The 16,259-nt window shown below is 68.2% G+C and carries 10 protein-coding genes; 2 read left to right on the forward strand and 8 right to left on the reverse strand.

Annotated elements, in window-relative coordinates; all coding sequences use genetic code 11:
* Both JXZ78_RS25660 and JXZ78_RS25665 read left to right on the forward strand, forming a co-directional pair.
* Positions 1–1,557, forward strand: a 1,557-nt coding sequence (locus JXZ78_RS25660; protein WP_238783371.1) for a nucleotidyltransferase domain-containing protein, incomplete at its 5' end; no start/stop codon positions are given.
* A complete protein-coding gene (locus tag JXZ78_RS25665) occupies positions 1,544–2,377 on the forward strand; it encodes a TauD/TfdA family dioxygenase (RefSeq protein ID WP_050501947.1) in 834 nt (277 codons plus the stop codon). The genes JXZ78_RS25660 and JXZ78_RS25665, both read left to right, overlap by 14 nt.
* A 27-nt stretch (positions 2,378–2,404) precedes the next feature.
* On the opposite strand, the gene panD is transcribed toward JXZ78_RS25665, so the two are convergent.
* From panD to rpoB, 8 genes are all read right to left on the reverse strand, one after another.
* Positions 2,405–2,839, reverse strand: coding sequence for an aspartate 1-decarboxylase (gene panD / locus JXZ78_RS25670; protein WP_030016998.1), 435 nt, complete (start codon positions 2,837–2,839; stop codon positions 2,405–2,407).
* Between the two features lie 184 nt (positions 2,840–3,023).
* Positions 3,024–4,217 carry an elongation factor Tu gene (tuf, locus tag JXZ78_RS25675; RefSeq protein WP_030016999.1) on the reverse strand — a complete coding sequence of 398 codons (1,194 nt, stop codon included), beginning with the start codon at positions 4,215–4,217 and terminating at the stop codon, positions 3,024–3,026.
* Between the two features lie 155 nt (positions 4,218–4,372).
* Positions 4,373–6,493, reverse strand: coding sequence for an elongation factor G (gene fusA / locus JXZ78_RS25680; RefSeq protein ID WP_030017000.1), 2,121 nt, complete (start codon positions 6,491–6,493; stop codon positions 4,373–4,375).
* A 39-nt stretch (positions 6,494–6,532) separates the two neighbouring features.
* Complete coding sequence (rpsG, locus tag JXZ78_RS25685) at positions 6,533–7,003, reverse strand: 30S ribosomal protein S7 (RefSeq protein WP_030017001.1); 471 nt, start codon at positions 7,001–7,003, stop codon at positions 6,533–6,535.
* A gap of 2 nt (positions 7,004–7,005) precedes the next feature.
* The gene (gene rpsL, locus JXZ78_RS25690; RefSeq protein WP_003948652.1) at positions 7,006–7,377 is read right to left on the reverse strand and encodes a 30S ribosomal protein S12; all 372 of its coding nucleotides are present in this window, start codon (positions 7,375–7,377) and stop codon (positions 7,006–7,008) included.
* 418 nt (positions 7,378–7,795) lie between these two features.
* Entirely contained in the window at positions 7,796–8,272 is a 477-nt protein-coding gene (locus JXZ78_RS25695) for a DUF1707 and DUF4190 domain-containing protein (RefSeq protein ID WP_033036935.1), read from the reverse strand.
* A gap of 323 nt (positions 8,273–8,595) precedes the next feature.
* The gene (locus JXZ78_RS25700) at positions 8,596–12,495 is read right to left on the reverse strand and encodes a DNA-directed RNA polymerase subunit beta' (RefSeq protein WP_030017003.1); all 3,900 of its coding nucleotides are present in this window, start codon (positions 12,493–12,495) and stop codon (positions 8,596–8,598) included.
* A 125-nt stretch (positions 12,496–12,620) separates the two neighbouring features.
* Complete coding sequence (rpoB, locus tag JXZ78_RS25705) at positions 12,621–16,103, reverse strand: DNA-directed RNA polymerase subunit beta (protein WP_030017004.1); 3,483 nt, start codon at positions 16,101–16,103, stop codon at positions 12,621–12,623.
* Between the last annotated feature and the right edge of the window lie 156 nt (positions 16,104–16,259).

Consider the following 16,259-nt stretch of genomic DNA (forward strand, 5'->3'; position numbering starts at 1 on the left):
CCCGGGGGGGGGGGGGGCCGGGGGCGCCGGCCCGGGCCCGCGGCGCCCCCCCCCGCCCCCCCCCCCACCGCTCTGCGCGCCTCCGAGGAGACCGAGTACGGCGTCGTCCTGCTGCACGACGAGTCCCCCGCCCTGGGTGCCGCGCTCGGTCTGGCCCGCTCCCCGGCCCCCGACTGCCTCGTGGAGTACTTCCAGCGGCGGCTGCACGAGCAGCTCAACCGCCTCCTCGACGAGGGACGGTTCGACACGGCCGTCGTCGTCGGCGACCGGCCGGTGATCGACGTACAGCACGAGCTGCGGCAGCGCCTGCACCGGATGTACCCCGCGGTTCCGGAGTGCGCGCTCTCCCGGGTACAGGTGGCGGCACTGGGCGGCGACTGCGAGCACGCGCGCGACACCGCCGGGGAGTACCTGCGCACCCGCCGCGGCTACGCCCGCCTCAACGCCGCGCATCTCGCCGCAGCCGCGTCGCACACCCGGGCCGTACCGGACACCGACGACGCCACGGCCCAGGCCGAACGCATCGCCGACGGCCTCGACCGCTACTGCGCCGCGCATCCGTTCCTCGACCGCGTCAGCATCGAGCCCGTACGCGACCGGGCCACCGTCGAGGCGCTGCGCAAACTCTTCGGCGACCGGCTGCGCGCCGTGCGCCCCGGGCCCGGGGCCGGTAAGGACACCGCGCCCGAAACCGCCGCTCAGGACGCAGCTCGGAGCCCCGCCCAGGACACCCTCCACGACGACGCCGCCCCCTGGCCCCGACTGAGTCTCCAGCGGCACCTCGACCGCCTCGCCTTCGACGCCGCCTGGACGTTCCGGCCGCTGAAGCCCGTATCCGTGCACAGCCTGGGCCTTCCGAGCTGCCTCGGCACGTACCTGCGCGACCTGCGCGACCGGCTCACCCGGCCCCGTACGACGGTGGACCTGCTCGCCGTGACCGGCAGCGCGGCCCGGGGCACGTACCGGCACGGCTGGAGCGACCTGGACGTCCTCGTACTGGCTCCGCAGGACGCCCTCCCCCGGCTCCGGCGCGTCCGCACGGAGCTGGCGCCGGTGCTGGACGGGGTCCGGATGACGATGACGGTCCTCACCGAGGACGAGTTCCGCGCGGGCGCCCTGCCGCCGCGGCTGCTGCACGTCCTCACCCTCAGCGGGGCGGGCGCCCTCGCGCCCCTGTGGTGCGCCCCCGGCCTCGCCCTGCCCGTACCGGACGCCGTCACCTACGCGGACGTCAGCGTGCGCGACGGCGTCCAGGCCGCCGTCACCCTGCGCAAACAGCTCCTGCTCGACGAACCCGACCTGCGGGTGCTCTACAAGGCCACCGCCCTGCTCGCGAAGATCATGATCCGGATGGAGAGCGGCGCCGAGTACCCGGCCGACGACCAGGCCGTCACGGCCTTCCACCACCGCCGCCCCGACGCCCTCGGGGCCGGGCCCGGCGACGTACGGCACGACCGCGCCGGCACCGAGCGGATGGCCGCCGCCGTACTGCGCGGCTGGCTCGCCACGCTCGCCCCGGCACCGCGACCGGAGGTCACCGGCCATGGCGCCACTTGAGCACCGCCGCCCGTTCGGCTCCGGACTGCCCGTGGCGGCGCAGATCGTCCGGGTGCCCTCGATGTGCTGCATGTCGGCCGCGCAGGAACACGAGATGCTGGCCGCCTTCAACCGGTACGGCTTCGCGATCCTGCGCTGCGCGGAGCGGGCCAGGAGCCGCCAGGACCTGCTCAGCCTGCGGCGGCGCTTCGGCGCCCCGGTGCCGCACCCGCGCGCGGACGGCGACGGGATCGTGCCGATCAGCCCGGCCCGGCCGGTCGCCGGCTTCCTCGGCTCCAGCCGCGTCGAGCACCTGCTGCACACCGACGGGGCGTTCCGTGACCGCCCCGAGGCCCTGATCACGCTCCAGTGCGTCCGGCCCGCCGTACGCGGCGGTCTGTCCGTCCTGGCCAGCTCCCAGGCCGCCTACGAGTACCTGACGCGGCACTTCCCCGGTCGGCGGGACGCGCTGGCCGAGCCCGACGCGCTGACGATCACCCGTACCGACCAGACCAGCACCCAGCCGCTGTTCCGGCGCCGGGACGGCGTCTGCACGCTGCGGTTCCGGATGGCGGACGGCGTGTCGCGGGTCGTCCCGCGCGCGGACGTCCGGGACCAGTACGCGGAGCTGTGCCGGTTCTTCGCCGCCCCCGCGAACCGGCTCAGCTTCAAGCTCGCCGTCGGCGACGTACTGATCGCCGACAACACGGCCGTGGTGCACGGCCGGACGCCCATCCCCGCCGGCATGCCCCGCGTGATGCGCCGCCTCAACTTCGACGCCACCGGACCGGCCTGCGACCGGATGGCCTTCGGCTTCCCCGTGCGTCCGGTACCACCGTGAGCCCCGCAGGCACGGCCCCGGCCCCGCCTAGGGCGCTTCCGCCGCCCGTACGACCGCCTGCGGGCTGCGCTCGTCGTTCCCCCCGGGCACCGGCTCCGACGCGTCCGCGCCGACGGCGACGATGCGGTTGTCCGCGTCCACGTGCACGACACGCGGGCGCAGCGTACGGGCCTCGGCGTCGTCCACCTGGGCGTAGCTGATGAGGATCACCAGGTCGCCGGGGCGCACGAGGTGCGCGGCGGCACCGTTGATGCCGAGGACGCCGGAGCCGCGTTCGCCCTCGATGAGGTACGTCTCCAGGCGCGCGCCGTTGGTGATGTCGACGATGTGGACCAGCTCGCCGGGCAGCAGGTCGGCGGCGTCCAGCAGGTCGGCGTCGACCGTCACCGAGCCGACGTAGTGCAGGTCCGCCTGGGTGACGGTGGCACGGTGGATCTTGGACTTGAACATGGTGCGCAGCATGGCGTCACTTCCGGGAAGAGGGTCGCGTCCCGAGGGGGTACGCGCCGACCCGGACATGCTAAGCAGCCGGCGGACCCAGCAGAAGAGCCCGGCCCCGGAACAGCGAGAAGCCCCGCTCACCCGAAGGTGAGCGGGGCTCCTCAGAGCGCTCAAAAGAGCTGCCGGGTCTCCCCGACCGTCAGAATTACTTGACGATCTTGGTGACCTGGCCGGCGCCGACGGTCCGGCCACCCTCACGGATGGCGAACTTCAGGCCTTCCTCCATGGCGACCGGCTGGATCAGCTGGACCGACATCTCGGTGTTGTCGCCCGGCATGACCATCTCGGTGCCCTCGGGGAGGGTCACGACGCCGGTCACGTCGGTGGTACGGAAGTAGAACTGCGGGCGGTAGTTGTTGAAGAACGGGGTGTGGCGGCCACCCTCGTCCTTCGACAGGATGTACGCCTGCGCCTCGAACTCCGTGTGCGGGGTGACCGAGCCCGGCTTGATGATGACCTGGCCGCGCTCGACGTCCTCGCGCTTGATGCCGCGGAGCAGCAGACCGACGTTCTCACCGGCCTGGCCCTCGTCGAGCAGCTTCCGGAACATCTCGATGCCGGTGACCGTGGTGGTGGTCTTCTCGGTCTTGATGCCGATGATGTCGACGGTCTCGTTGACCTTGAGGACACCACGCTCGATACGGCCGGTGACGACGGTGCCACGACCGGTGATCGTGAAGACGTCCTCGATCGGCATCAGGAACGGCTTGTCGACGTCACGCTCGGGCTGCGGGATCGACTCGTCGACGGCGGCCATGAGCTTGAGGACGGAGTCGCCCCACTCCTTGTCGCCCTCGAGCGCCTTGAGCGCCGAGACCTTGACGACCGGAACGTCGTCGCCCGGGAACTCGTACTCCGAGAGGAGCTCACGGACCTCGAGCTCGACGAGCTCCAGGATCTCCTCGTCGTCCACCATGTCGGCCTTGTTCAGGGCCACCACGATGTAGGGCACGCCGACCTGGCGGGCCAGGAGCACGTGCTCCTTGGTCTGCGGCATCGGGCCGTCGGTCGCCGCGACCACGAGGATCGCGCCGTCCATCTGGGCGGCACCGGTGATCATGTTCTTGATGTAGTCCGCGTGACCGGGGCAGTCAACGTGGGCGTAGTGACGGTTCTCCGTCTGGTACTCGACGTGCGCGATCGAGATGGTGATACCGCGCTGGCGCTCCTCGGGCGCCTTGTCGATCATGTCGAAGGCCGAGGCCTCGTTCAGGTCGGGGAACGCGTCGTGCAGCACCTTGGTAATGGCGGCCGTGAGGGTCGTCTTACCGTGGTCGATGTGACCGATGGTGCCGATGTTGACGTGCGGCTTAGTCCGCTCGAACTTCGCCTTCGCCACTGGGTCCTCCTGAAGTGGTTCTGTACGCCTTACTCATCGGCGCCAGGTGATCTTTGCTGGGATGCCGGCCGCCGGGGCCCCCTCGCGGGTGGCGGGGACAGGCCCCGGCAGACGGTGTCAAGCCTAAAGCGTCTTGCGACTCGTGCGAGCCGGTACTACTCGCCCTTGGCCTTCGCGATGATCTCCTCGGCGACGTTCCGCGGAACCTCGGCGTAGGAGTCGAACTGCATCGAGTAGCTTGCGCGACCCGAGGTCTTGCTGCGGAGGTCTCCGACGTAGCCGAACATCTCCGAGAGCGGAACCAGGCCCGTGACGAGCTTGGCGCCGTGGCGGTCCTCCATGGACTGGATCTGACCGCGACGCGAGTTGATGTCGCCGATGACGTCACCCATGTAGTCCTCGGGCGTCGTCACCTCGACCTTCATCATCGGCTCCAGCAGGGCCGGGCTGGCCTTGCGGGCGGCCTCCTTGAAGGCCATCGAACCGGCGATCTTGAAGGCCATCTCCGAGGAGTCGACCTCGTGGAACGCGCCGTCGAGCAGCGTGATCTTCACGCCGGTCAGCGGGTAGCCGGCGAGCACGCCGAACTCCATGGCCTCCTGGCAGCCCGCGTCCACGGACGGGATGTACTCCCGCGGGATACGGCCACCGGTGACCTTGTTCTCGAACTCGTACCCGTCGCCCTCAAGCGGTTCGAGCGCGATCTGCACCTTCGCGAACTGGCCGGAACCACCAGTCTGCTTCTTGTGCGTGTAGTCCAGGCGCTCGACGGCCTTGCGCAGGGTCTCGCGGTACGCGACCTGCGGCTTGCCGACGTTGGCCTCGACCCGGAACTCGCGCTTCATACGGTCGACCAGCACGTCGAGGTGCAGCTCGCCCATACCCGCGATGATGGTCTGACCGGTCTCCTCGTCCGTGTGGACCTGGAAGGACGGGTCCTCCTCGGCGAGACGCTGGATGGCGACACCCAGCTTCTCCTGGTCGCCCTTGGACTTGGGCTCGATCGCGACCTGGATGACCGGGGCCGGGAACTCCATCGACTCCAGGATGACCTGGTTCGACGGGTCGCAGAGGGTCTCACCGGTGGTGGTCTGCTTCAGACCCATGACGGCGACGATGTCACCGGCACCCACCGACTCGATCTCCTCACGCTTGTTCGCGTGCATCCGGTAGATCTTGCCGATGCGCTCCTTCTTGCCCTTCACCGAGTTGGTGACCTGGGTACCCGCCACGAGGCGGCCCGAGTACACCCGGATGAAGGTGAGCTTGCCCAGGTGGGGGTCGCTCGCAATCTTGAACGCGAGAGCGGCCAGCGGCTCCTCCTCGGAGGGGCGCCGCGTGATGACCTGCTCCGAGTCGTTGACGGCGTGGCCGTCGATGCCCTCGACGTCCAGCGGCGACGGGAGGTAGCGCACGACCGCGTCGAGCAGGGGCTGCACGCCCTTGTTCTTGAACGCGGTACCGCAGAACACGGGGGTGACGGTGGTGTCGCCACCCTTGCCCGAGTTGATGGTGATACGGCGGATCGCCGCGTGCAGCTGGTCCACGGTGGGCTCCTGGCCCTCCAGGTACAGCTCCATCATCTCTTCGTCGTTCTCGGCGACGGCCTCCAGCAGCTTGCCGCGCCACTCGTCGGCAGCCTCGGTGTGCGTGGCCGGGATGTCGACGGTGTCGTACATCTCGCCCTTGGCGGCCTCGGCGGACCAGACCAGCGCCTTCATGGAGACGAGGTCGATGACGCCCTTGAAGTCCGCCTCGGTGCCGATCGGCAGCTGCATCACGATCGGGGTCGCGCCCAGGCGGTCCACGATCATGTCGACGCAGCGGTGGAACTCCGCACCGGTGCGGTCGAGCTTGTTGACGAAGCAGATGCGCGGCACGCCGTAGCGGTCCGCCTGGCGCCAGACGGTCTCGGACTGCGGCTCAACACCGGCAACGCCGTCGAACACCGTCACCGCACCGTCGAGCACGCGCAGCGAACGCTCCACCTCGACGGTGAAGTCGACGTGGCCCGGGGTGTCGATGATGTTGATGGTGTGGTCGACGTCGTTCAGCGGCCAGTGGCAGGTCGTCGCGGCAGACGTGATCGTGATGCCGCGCTCCTGCTCCTGCTCCATCCAGTCCATCGTGGCAGCGCCGTCGTGGACCTCACCGATCTTGTAGGAAACACCGGTGTAGAACAGGATCCGCTCGGTGGTGGTCGTCTTGCCCGCGTCGATGTGGGCCATGATCCCAATGTTGCGGACCTTGGCCAGGTCAAGCGAAGTGGTAGCCATATCGGCTCAATCTTCTCTCGGTCTCGATGGGGGTAGCGACTACCAGCGGTAGTGCGCGAAGGCCTTGTTGGACTCGGCCATCTTGTGCGTGTCCTCGCGCTTCTTGACCGAAGCGCCGAGGCCGTTCGAGGCGTCCAGCAGCTCGTTCATGAGGCGCTCGGTCATGGTCTTCTCACGGCGGGCGCGCGAGTAGCCCACGAGCCAGCGCAGCGAGAGCGTGGCGGCGCGGCCGGGCTTGACCTCGACCGGGACCTGGTAGGTCGCGCCACCGACACGGCGGGACTTGACCTCGAGGGTCGGCTTGATGTTCTCCAGCGCGCGCTTCAGCGTGATGACCGGGTCGTTGCCGGTCTTCTCACGCAGACCCTCCATGGCGCCGTAAACGATGCGCTCGGCGGTGGAGCGCTTTCCGTTCAGCAGGACCTTGTTGATGAGGGAGGTCACCAGAGGAGAGCTGTAGACCGGGTCAATGATGACCGGGCGCTTCGGGGCGGGGCCCTTACGAGGCATTCTTACTTCTCCTTCTTGGCGCCGTAGCGGCTGCGAGCCTGCTTGCGGTTCTTGACGCCCTGCGTGTCGAGGGAGCCGCGGATGATCTTGTACCGAACACCCGGCAGGTCCTTCACACGGCCGCCACGCACGAGCACGATCGAGTGCTCCTGCAGGTTGTGGCCCTCACCCGGAATGTAAGCGGTGACCTCGATGCCGCTGGTCAGACGCACACGTGCGACCTTACGCAGGGCCGAGTTCGGCTTCTTCGGGGTGGTCGTGAAAACACGCGTGCAGACGCCGCGGCGCTGGGGCGAACCCTCCAGTGCGGGCGTCTTGTTCTTCTCGACCTTGTCCTGCCGGCCCTTGCGGACCAGCTGCTGGATCGTAGGCACCGTTTCTCCGGTTTCTGTGTGCCAGTCTCGGTAAAGCTAACCTGGAACATTCCCCGACCCACGCGGTCGGGTGTGTCGAATACTGCAGACCCCTCGCTGGAACGAGGACGGCGGCAGATTGCGGTGTCGAGACCCGGCTTCCGTACGGACGAGTGCACGCACGGCAGCCTGAGGACACCCCAGGCACAAGGTCAGAGCGTACCTACCGCATGGGCTGCGGTCAAAACAAATGCACACGCGAAGGACACGCCGGACTCCCCCGGCGCTGCGGCCACCGTAGTGCGATCAGGGGCCGTACGGAAGAAGGCTCGGCCATCGCCGCGCGCGCCGTGGCGGCCGCCCTACGGCCTCCGGAGCCGCCCCCGGCACCCGGCTGCCAACGCCCCGCCGGCGCCCGGTGTGCCCCGCCTCCGCGCCCTCAGAGGTTCGCCGCCCCCACGAAGACCATCAGGATGAAGAACAGCAGCCAGCCGCTGATCCCCAGCCAGCCCAGGACCAGCCCGGCGACCGCCTGGCCGTCCCCGCGCTCCCCCGTGCGGCGGATCTCGGCCCGCGCCTTGTGCCCCAGGATGACCGCGGGTATCGACGTCAGGCCCCACGTCACCGGGGCGAGGATGCCGCACACCAGCGCTCCGGTGGCCGAACCGTTGGTCGGCGCCGTCATCGGCTGCACCGGCATGAACGTCTGCGGCACCGCGGGCGGCGGCCCGAACTGCGGCTGCGGCATCGGCCCCTGCGGCAGGTCCGCCACCAGCATCTGCAGCTCGGCCTGGGTCTGCGCCTGATAGGCGCGGCCGATGCGCTGCTCGTACTCCTGCTGCGGAAGCCGCCCCTCGGCGAAACCGGCCTTCAGCACGTCCACCGCACGCTCACGGTCGGCGTGCGAAGCACGCATCGCCGGGACCTGGCCCGGGCCCTGGACCGGCTGCCCGCCTTGCCACGGCGCCGGCTGTCCCCCCTGCCACGGCTGGAACGCCACTCTCAGCACCTCCCCCACATTAGGCAGTACCACCCATCATTCAGTACGCGCCAGAAGAGCGCACGGTTCCCCGCGAAGGAATCATCGCGCGCCACCACGCCGCCCCGCCCACCGCAAGGGGAGGCGGCGGGCCGCCGGCGGGACGACCGCCCCACAACGCCGCAGGGCGGCCACCCCGAGGGGTGACCGCCCTGCGCACAGCGCGTGTCCGGACCGGCCGCCGACGGCCGGCCGGGCCCTTACTGGTTGTACGGACCGTAGTCGTAGTCCTCCAGCGGGACCGCCTGGCCGGAGCCGGTGCCGAAGGGCGAGTAGTCGATGTCGTCGTAACCGACGGCCGAGTACATCGCGGCCTTGGCCTCCTCGGTGGGCTCCACCCGGATGTTGCGGTAACGGGACAGGCCCGTACCGGCCGGGATGAGCTTACCGATGATGACGTTCTCCTTGAGGCCGATCAGGGAGTCCGACTTGGCGTTGATCGCCGCGTCGGTGAGCACCCGGGTCGTCTCCTGGAAGGACGCCGCCGACAGCCAGGACTCGGTGGCCAGCGAAGCCTTGGTGATACCCATCAGCTGCGGACGGCCGGAGGCGGGGTGACCGCCCTCCTGGACCACACGACGGTTCTCGCTCTCGAACTTCGTACGCTCCACCAGCTCGCCCGGCAGCAGCTCCGCGTCGCCGGACTCGATGATCGTCACACGGCGCAGCATCTGCCGGATGATGATCTCGATGTGCTTGTCGTGGATCGCCACGCCCTGGTTGTTGTAGACCTTCTGGACCTCGCCGACCAGGTGGACCTGGACAGCACGCTGGCCCAGGATGCGCAGCACGTCGTGCGGGTTGACCGCACCCACGGTCAGCGCCTGGCCGACCTCGACGTGGTCACCCTCGCCCACCAGCAGACGGGCACGCTTGGAGACGCCGTACGCCGTCTCGTCGCTGCCGTCGTCCGGCGTGACGACGACCTTCTTGGTCTTCTCGGTCTCCTCGATCCGCACGCGGCCGGCGGCCTCGGAGATCGGGGCGACACCCTTGGGCGTACGGGCCTCGAAGAGCTCGACGACACGCGGCAGACCCAGGGTGATGTCGTCACCGGCCACACCACCGGTGTGGAAGGTACGCATCGTCAGCTGGGTGCCGGGCTCACCGATGGACTGGGCGGCGATGATGCCGACCGCCTCACCGATGTCGACCAGCTTGCCGGTGGCCAGCGAGCGGCCGTAGCAGAAGGCACAGGTGCCGACGGCGGACTCGCAGGTCAGGACCGAGCGGGTCTTGACCTCCTCGACGCCGTGCGCGACGAGCTGGTCGATGAGGACATCGCCCAGGTCGACGTTGGCCGGGCCGATGACCTTGCCGTCCACGACGACGTCCTCTGCCAGCATCCGCGCGTACACGCTGGACTCGACGTCGTCCGCCTTGCGCAGGATGCCGTCGGCGCCCTTGCTGGCGATCCGCAGCTTCAGACCGCGCTCGGTGCCGCAGTCCTCCTCGCGGATGATGACGTCCTGCGAGACGTCCACGAGACGACGGGTCAGGTAACCCGAGTCGGCGGTACGCAGGGCGGTGTCCGCCAGACCCTTACGGGCACCGTGGGTGGAGATGAAGTACTCCAGCACGGACAGACCCTCGCGGAACGAGGCCTTGATGGGACGCGGGATGGTCTCGTTCTTCGCGTTCGACACCAGACCACGCATACCGGCGATCTGCCGCATCTGCATCATGTTTCCTCGGGCACCCGAGTCAACCATCATGAAGATGGGGTTCGTCTTGGGGAAGTTGGCGTTCATCGCCTCGGAGACCTCGTTGGTCGCCTTGGTCCAGATGTTGATCAGTTCCTGAGTGCGCTCGTCCTTGGTGATCAGACCGCGCTCGTACTGCTTCTGGACCTTCTCGTCCTGGGCCTCGTAGCCCGCGACGATGGCCTTCTTGGCCTCCGGCACGACGATGTCCGAGACCGCGACGGTGACACCGGAACGGGTCGCCCAGTGGAAACCGGACGCCTTCAGGTTGTCGAGCGTCGCCGCCACGATGACCTTCGGGTAGCGCTCCGCCAGGTCGTTGACGATCGCGGAGAGCTGCTTCTTGCCCACCGAGTAGTCGACGAACGGGTAGTCCTCGGGCAGCAGCTCGTTGAAGAGCGCGCGGCCCAGGGTCGTCCGCAGGCGGAAGCTGTCACCCTGCTGCCACTCGGGCTCGCCCTCTTCCTGCGCCGGCGGGGTCCAGCCACGCGGCGGGACGGTGCCGATCGGGAAGCGGATGTCGACCTTCGCCTGGAGCGACAGCTCCCGGTTGTCGAAGGCCATGATCGCCTCGGCGACCGAGCCGAAGGACCGGCCCTCGCCGATGACCTTGCGCTCCGCCTCGTCGGTGGTGAGGAAGAACAGGCCCAGCACCATGTCCTGGGTCGGCATGGTGACCGGACGGCCGTCGGCCGGCTTGAGGATGTTGTTCGAGGACAGCATCAGGATGCGGGCCTCGGCCTGCGCCTCCGCGGACAGCGGCAGGTGCACGGCCATCTGGTCACCGTCGAAGTCCGCGTTGAACGCGGTGCACACGAGCGGGTGAATCTGAATGGCCTTGCCCTCGACCAGCTGCGGCTCGAAGGCCTGGATGCCGAGGCGGTGCAGGGTGGGCGCACGGTTCAGCAGGACCGGGTGCTCCGCGATGACCTCTTCGAGGACGTCGTAGACGACCGTGCGGCCGCGCTCGACCATCCGCTTGGCGCTCTTGATGTTCTGCGCGTGGTTCAGGTCGACCAGGCGCTTCATCACGAACGGCTTGAAGAGCTCCAGCGCCATGGCCTTCGGCAGACCGCACTGGTGCAGCTTCAGCTGCGGACCGACGACGATCACGGAACGCGCGGAGTAGTCCACACGCTTGCCGAGCAGGTTCTGACGGAAACGGCCCTGCTTGCCCTTGAGCATGTCGCTCAGGGACTTCAGCGGGCGGTTGCCGGGACCGGTGACCGGGCGACCGCGGCGGCCGTTGTCGAACAGCGCGTCGACGGCCTCCTGGAGCATCCGCTTCTCGTTGTTCACGATGATCTCGGGGGCACCGAGGTCGAGCAGACGCTTGAGGCGGTTGTTGCGGTTGATCACACGGCGGTACAGGTCGTTCAGGTCGGAGGTCGCGAAGCGGCCACCGTCCAGCTGCACCATCGGACGCAGGTCCGGCGGGATGACCGGGATGCAGTCCAGCACCATGCCGTTGGGGCTGTTGCGGGTCTGCAGGAACGCGGAGACGACCTTCAGGCGCTTGAGCGCACGGGTCTTCTTCTGGCCCTTGCCGGTACGGATGATCTCGCGGAGCTTCTCGGCCTCTTCGTCGAGGTCGAAGGACTCCAGGCGCTTCTGCAGCGCCGCGGCGCCCATGCCGCCCATGAAGTACGTGCCGAAGCGGTCCCGCAGCTCGCGGTAGAGCAGCTCGTCGCCCTCCAGGTCCTGGACCTTGAGGTTCTTGAAGCGGCTCCACACCTCGTCGAGGCGGTCGATCTCGCGCTGCGCACGGTCGCGCAGCTGCTTCATCTCACGCTCGGCGCCCTCGCGCACCTTGCGGCGCACGTCCGCCTTGGCGCCCTCGGCCTCCAGCTCGGCCAGGTCGGTCTCGAGCTTCTTGGCGCGGGCTTCCAGGTCGGCGTCGCGGCGCTGCTCGATCTGCTGGCGCTCGACGGAGACGTGCGCCTCCAGCGAGGGCAGGTCGCGCGTACGGCGCTCCTCGTCCACCCACGTGATCATGTAGGCGGCGAAGTAGATGACCTTTTCCAGGTCCTTCGGGGCGAGGTCGAGCAGGTAGCCCAGCCGCGACGGAACGCCCTTGAAGTACCAGATGTGCGTGACGGGGGCGGCCAGCTCGATGTGGCCCATCCGCTCACGGCGCACCTTGGCGCGAGTGACCTCGACGCCACAGCGCTCGCAGATGATGCCCTTGAACCGGACACGCTTGTACTTGCCGCAGTAGCACTCCCAGTCCCGGGTCGGACCGAAGATCTTCTCGCAGAAGAGCCCGTCCTTTTCCGGCTTGAGGGTGCGGTAGTTGATGGTCTCCGGCTTCTTGACCTCACCGTGGGACCACTGTCGGATGTCGTCCGCGGTCGCCAGGCCGATCCGCAGCTCGTCGAAGAAGTTGACGTCGAGCACTGTCGTCAATCCCTCTTTCAGGGTCGTGCCCTTCGCGTAAGCGAAAAAATGGGCTCTACATCATGGTCTGTACGGGTCCGGGGCGACCGGGGCTCCTTGGGGGGAAGGAGCCCCGGCCAGGCCCGTCAGACCTCTTCGACGCTGCTCGGCTCGCGCCGGGACAGGTCGATACCGAGCTCCTCCGCGGCGCGGAAGACATCCTCGTCCGTGTCGCGCATCTCGATGGACATGCCGTCCGAGGACAGCACCTCCACGTTCAGGCAGAGCGACTGCATTTCCTTGATGAGCACCTTGAAGGACTCGGGAATGCCGGGCTCGGGGATGTTCTCGCCCTTGACGATCGCCTCGTAGACCTTCACGCGGCCGGTCACGTCGTCGGACTTGATGGTCAGCAGCTCCTGGAGGGCGTACGCGGCGCCGTAAGCCTCCAGCGCCCACACCTCCATCTCACCGAAGCGCTGGCCACCGAACTGGGCCTTACCGCCCAGCGGCTGCTGGGTGATCATCGAGTACGGACCGGTCGAACGCGCGTGCAGCTTGTCGTCCACCAGGTGGTGGAGCTTCAGGATGTACATGTACCCGACCGAGATCGGGTCCGGGAACGGCTCACCGGAACGGCCGTCGAACATCCGGGCCTTGCCGGTGTCCTTGACCATCCGCTCGCCGTCGCGGTTCGGCAGCGTGGAGTCGAACAGACCAGCGAGCTCGTCCTCGCGCGCACCGTCGAAGACCGGGGTCGCGACGTTGGTGCGGGGCGCGACCTCGTCGGCGCCGATCGCCTGGAGGCGCTTCTGCCAGTCGGCGTCGCCCTCGACCTTCCAGCCCTGGCTGGCGAGCCAGCCGAGGTGGATCTCCAGGACCTGACCCGGGTTCATTCGGGACGGGACACCCAGCGGGTTGAGGATGATGTCGACCGGGGTGCCGTCCTCCAGGAACGGCATGTCCTCGACCGGCAGGATCTTGGAGATGACGCCCTTGTTGCCGTGGCGGCCGGCGAGCTTGTCACCGTCGGTGATCTTGCGCTTCTGCGCCACGTAGACGCGGACCAGCTGGTTCACGCCCGGGGGCAGCTCGTCGCCCTCTTCGCGGTCGAAGACGCGGACGCCGATGACCTTGCCGATCTCGCCGTGCGGGACCTTCAGCGAGGTGTCACGGACCTCACGGGCCTTCTCGCCGAAGATGGCGCGCAGCAGGCGCTCTTCCGGGGTCAGCTCGGTCTCACCCTTGGGCGTGACCTTGCCGACGAGGATGTCGCCGGCGACGACCTCGGCACCGATCCGGATGATGCCGCGCTCGTCGAGGTCCGAGAGGACCTCCTCGGAGACGTTCGGGATGTCCCGGGTGATCTCCTCCGGGCCCAGCTTGGTGTCCCGGGCGTCGACCTCGTGTTCCTCGATGTGGATCGAGGACAGAACGTCGTCCTGCACGAGGCGCTGCGACAGGATGATCGCGTCCTCGTAGTTGTGACCCTCCCAGGGCATGAAGGCGACGAGCAGGTTCTTGCCCAGCGCCATCTCGCCCTCCTCCGTGGAGGGACCGTCGGCGAGCACCTGACCCACGATGACGCGGGCGCCCTCGTCCACGACGACCTTCTGGTTGAAGGAGGTGCCCTGGTTGGAGCGGGTGAACTTGGCGACGCGGTACGTGGTGTACGTGCCGTCGTCGTTGGCGACGGTGATGTAGTCCGCGGAGACCTCCTGGACCACACCGTCCTTCTCCGCCTTGATGACGTCACCGGCGTCGACCGCGCAGCGGTACTCCATGCCGGTGCCGACCAGCGGGGCCTCCGCCTTGATCAGCGGCACGGCCTGGCGCATCATGTTCGATCCCATGAGCGCGCGGTTGGCGTCGTCGTGCTCCAGGAAGGGGATCATGGCGGTCGCGGCCGACACCATCTGGCGCGGCGAGACGTCCATGTAGTCCACGTCCTCGCGGGCGGCGAGGTCGACCTCACCACCGCGGCGGCGGCACATGACGCGGCCTTCGGCGAACTCCATGTCCTCGGTGAGGGGAGCGTTCGCCTGCGCGATGAGGAAGCGGTCTTCCTCGTCGGCGGTCAGGTAGTCGACCTGCTCGGTGACCCGGCCGTCGACGACCTTGCGGTACGGCGTCTCGATGAAACCGAAGACGTTGACGCGGCCGTAGGAGGCGAGCGAGCCGATCAGACCGATGTTCGGGCCTTCGGGCGTCTCGATCGGGCACATGCGGCCGTAGTGCGAGGGGTGCACGTCACGGACGTCCAGGCCGGCCCGCTCACGGGAGAGACCACCGGGGCCCAGCGCGGACAGCCGGCGCTTGTGGGTCAGGCCCGACAGCGGGTTCGTCTGGTCCATGAACTGGGACAGCTGGCTGGTGCCGAAGAACTCCTTGATGGAGGCGACGACCGGCCGGATGTTGATCAGAGTCTGCGGCGTGATCGCCTCGACGTCCTGGGTGGTCATGCGCTCGCGCACGACACGCTCCATACGGGCGAGACCCGTACGGACCTGGTTCTGGATCAGCTCGCCGACGTTGCGCAGGCGGCGGTTGCCGAAGTGGTCGATGTCGTCGGTCTCGACGACGATCTCCGTGCCGTTCTCGCCGATCGTCTCGGTCTCGCCGGCGTGCAGCTTGACCAGGTACTTGATCGTGGCGATGACGTCGTCGGTGGTCAGCACACCGGCGTCCAGCGGCTCGTCGCCGCCGAGCTTCTTGTTGACCTTGTAGCGGCCGACCTTCGCGAGGTCGTAGCGCTTCGGGTTGAAGTACAGGTTCTCCAGCAGCGTCTGCGCGGCCTCGCGCGTCGGCGGCTCGCCCGGACGCAGCTTGCGGTAGATGTCGAGCAGCGCGTCGTCCTGGCCCTGGGTGTGGTCCTTCTCCAGGGTGGCGCGCATGGACTCGTACTCGCCGAACTCTTCGAGGATCTGCTCGGTCGTCCAGCCGAGGGCCTTGAGGAGGACGGTCACGGACTGCTTGCGCTTGCGGTCGATGCGCACGCCGACCATGTCGCGCTTGTCGATCTCCATCTCCAGCCAGGCACCCCGGGACGGGATGATCTTGGCGGTGAAGATGTCCTTGTCCGACGTCTTGTCGATCTGGCTGTCGAAGTAGACACCCGGCGAGCGGACCAGCTGCGAGACGACGACACGCTCGGTGCCGTTGATGCAGAAGGTGCCCTTGTTGGTCATGAGCGGGAAGTCGCCCATGAAGACCGTCTGAGACTTGATCTCACCGGTCTCGTTGTTGGTGAACTCGGCGGTGACGAAGAGCGGGGCCGCGTACGTGAAGTCGCGCTCCTTGCACTCGTCGATGGAGTTCTTCGGGGGCTCGAATCGGTGGTCGCGGAACGTCAGCGACATCGACCCGGAGAAGTCCTCGATCGGGGAGATCTCTTCGAAGATCTCCTCCAGACCGGACTTGGTGGGGACGTCCTGACCACTTTCCAGCGCAGCCTCGACGCGACCCTTCCATGCGGCATTGCCGAGCAGCCAGTCGAAGCTTTCGGTCTGCAGCGCAAGGAGGTTCGGAACCCCGAGGGGCTCCTTGATCTTCGCAAAAGAGATGCGCAGCGGGGCGGTGCTGTCGCCGTTGTTCGTATTGGCAGTCGAGGCGTTGCGCGAGGCGGCCAAGAGGGGGTCCTTCCGAGGGCTCGGACTCACTACGCGCGTACCGGTCCCGGACCGAACGAAGCCGGAGGAAAGGCCCAGGTCAGGGCGGATCAGTCGGCATTGCTCGGGCTCGGGTATGCCCCTGGTGACGGGCAGGGAGCAGCTAACAGGCAGCGC

This window comes from Streptomyces monomycini, from assembly GCF_022271435.1.
Taxonomy (GTDB): domain Bacteria; phylum Actinomycetota; class Actinomycetes; order Streptomycetales; family Streptomycetaceae; genus Streptomyces; species Streptomyces monomycini.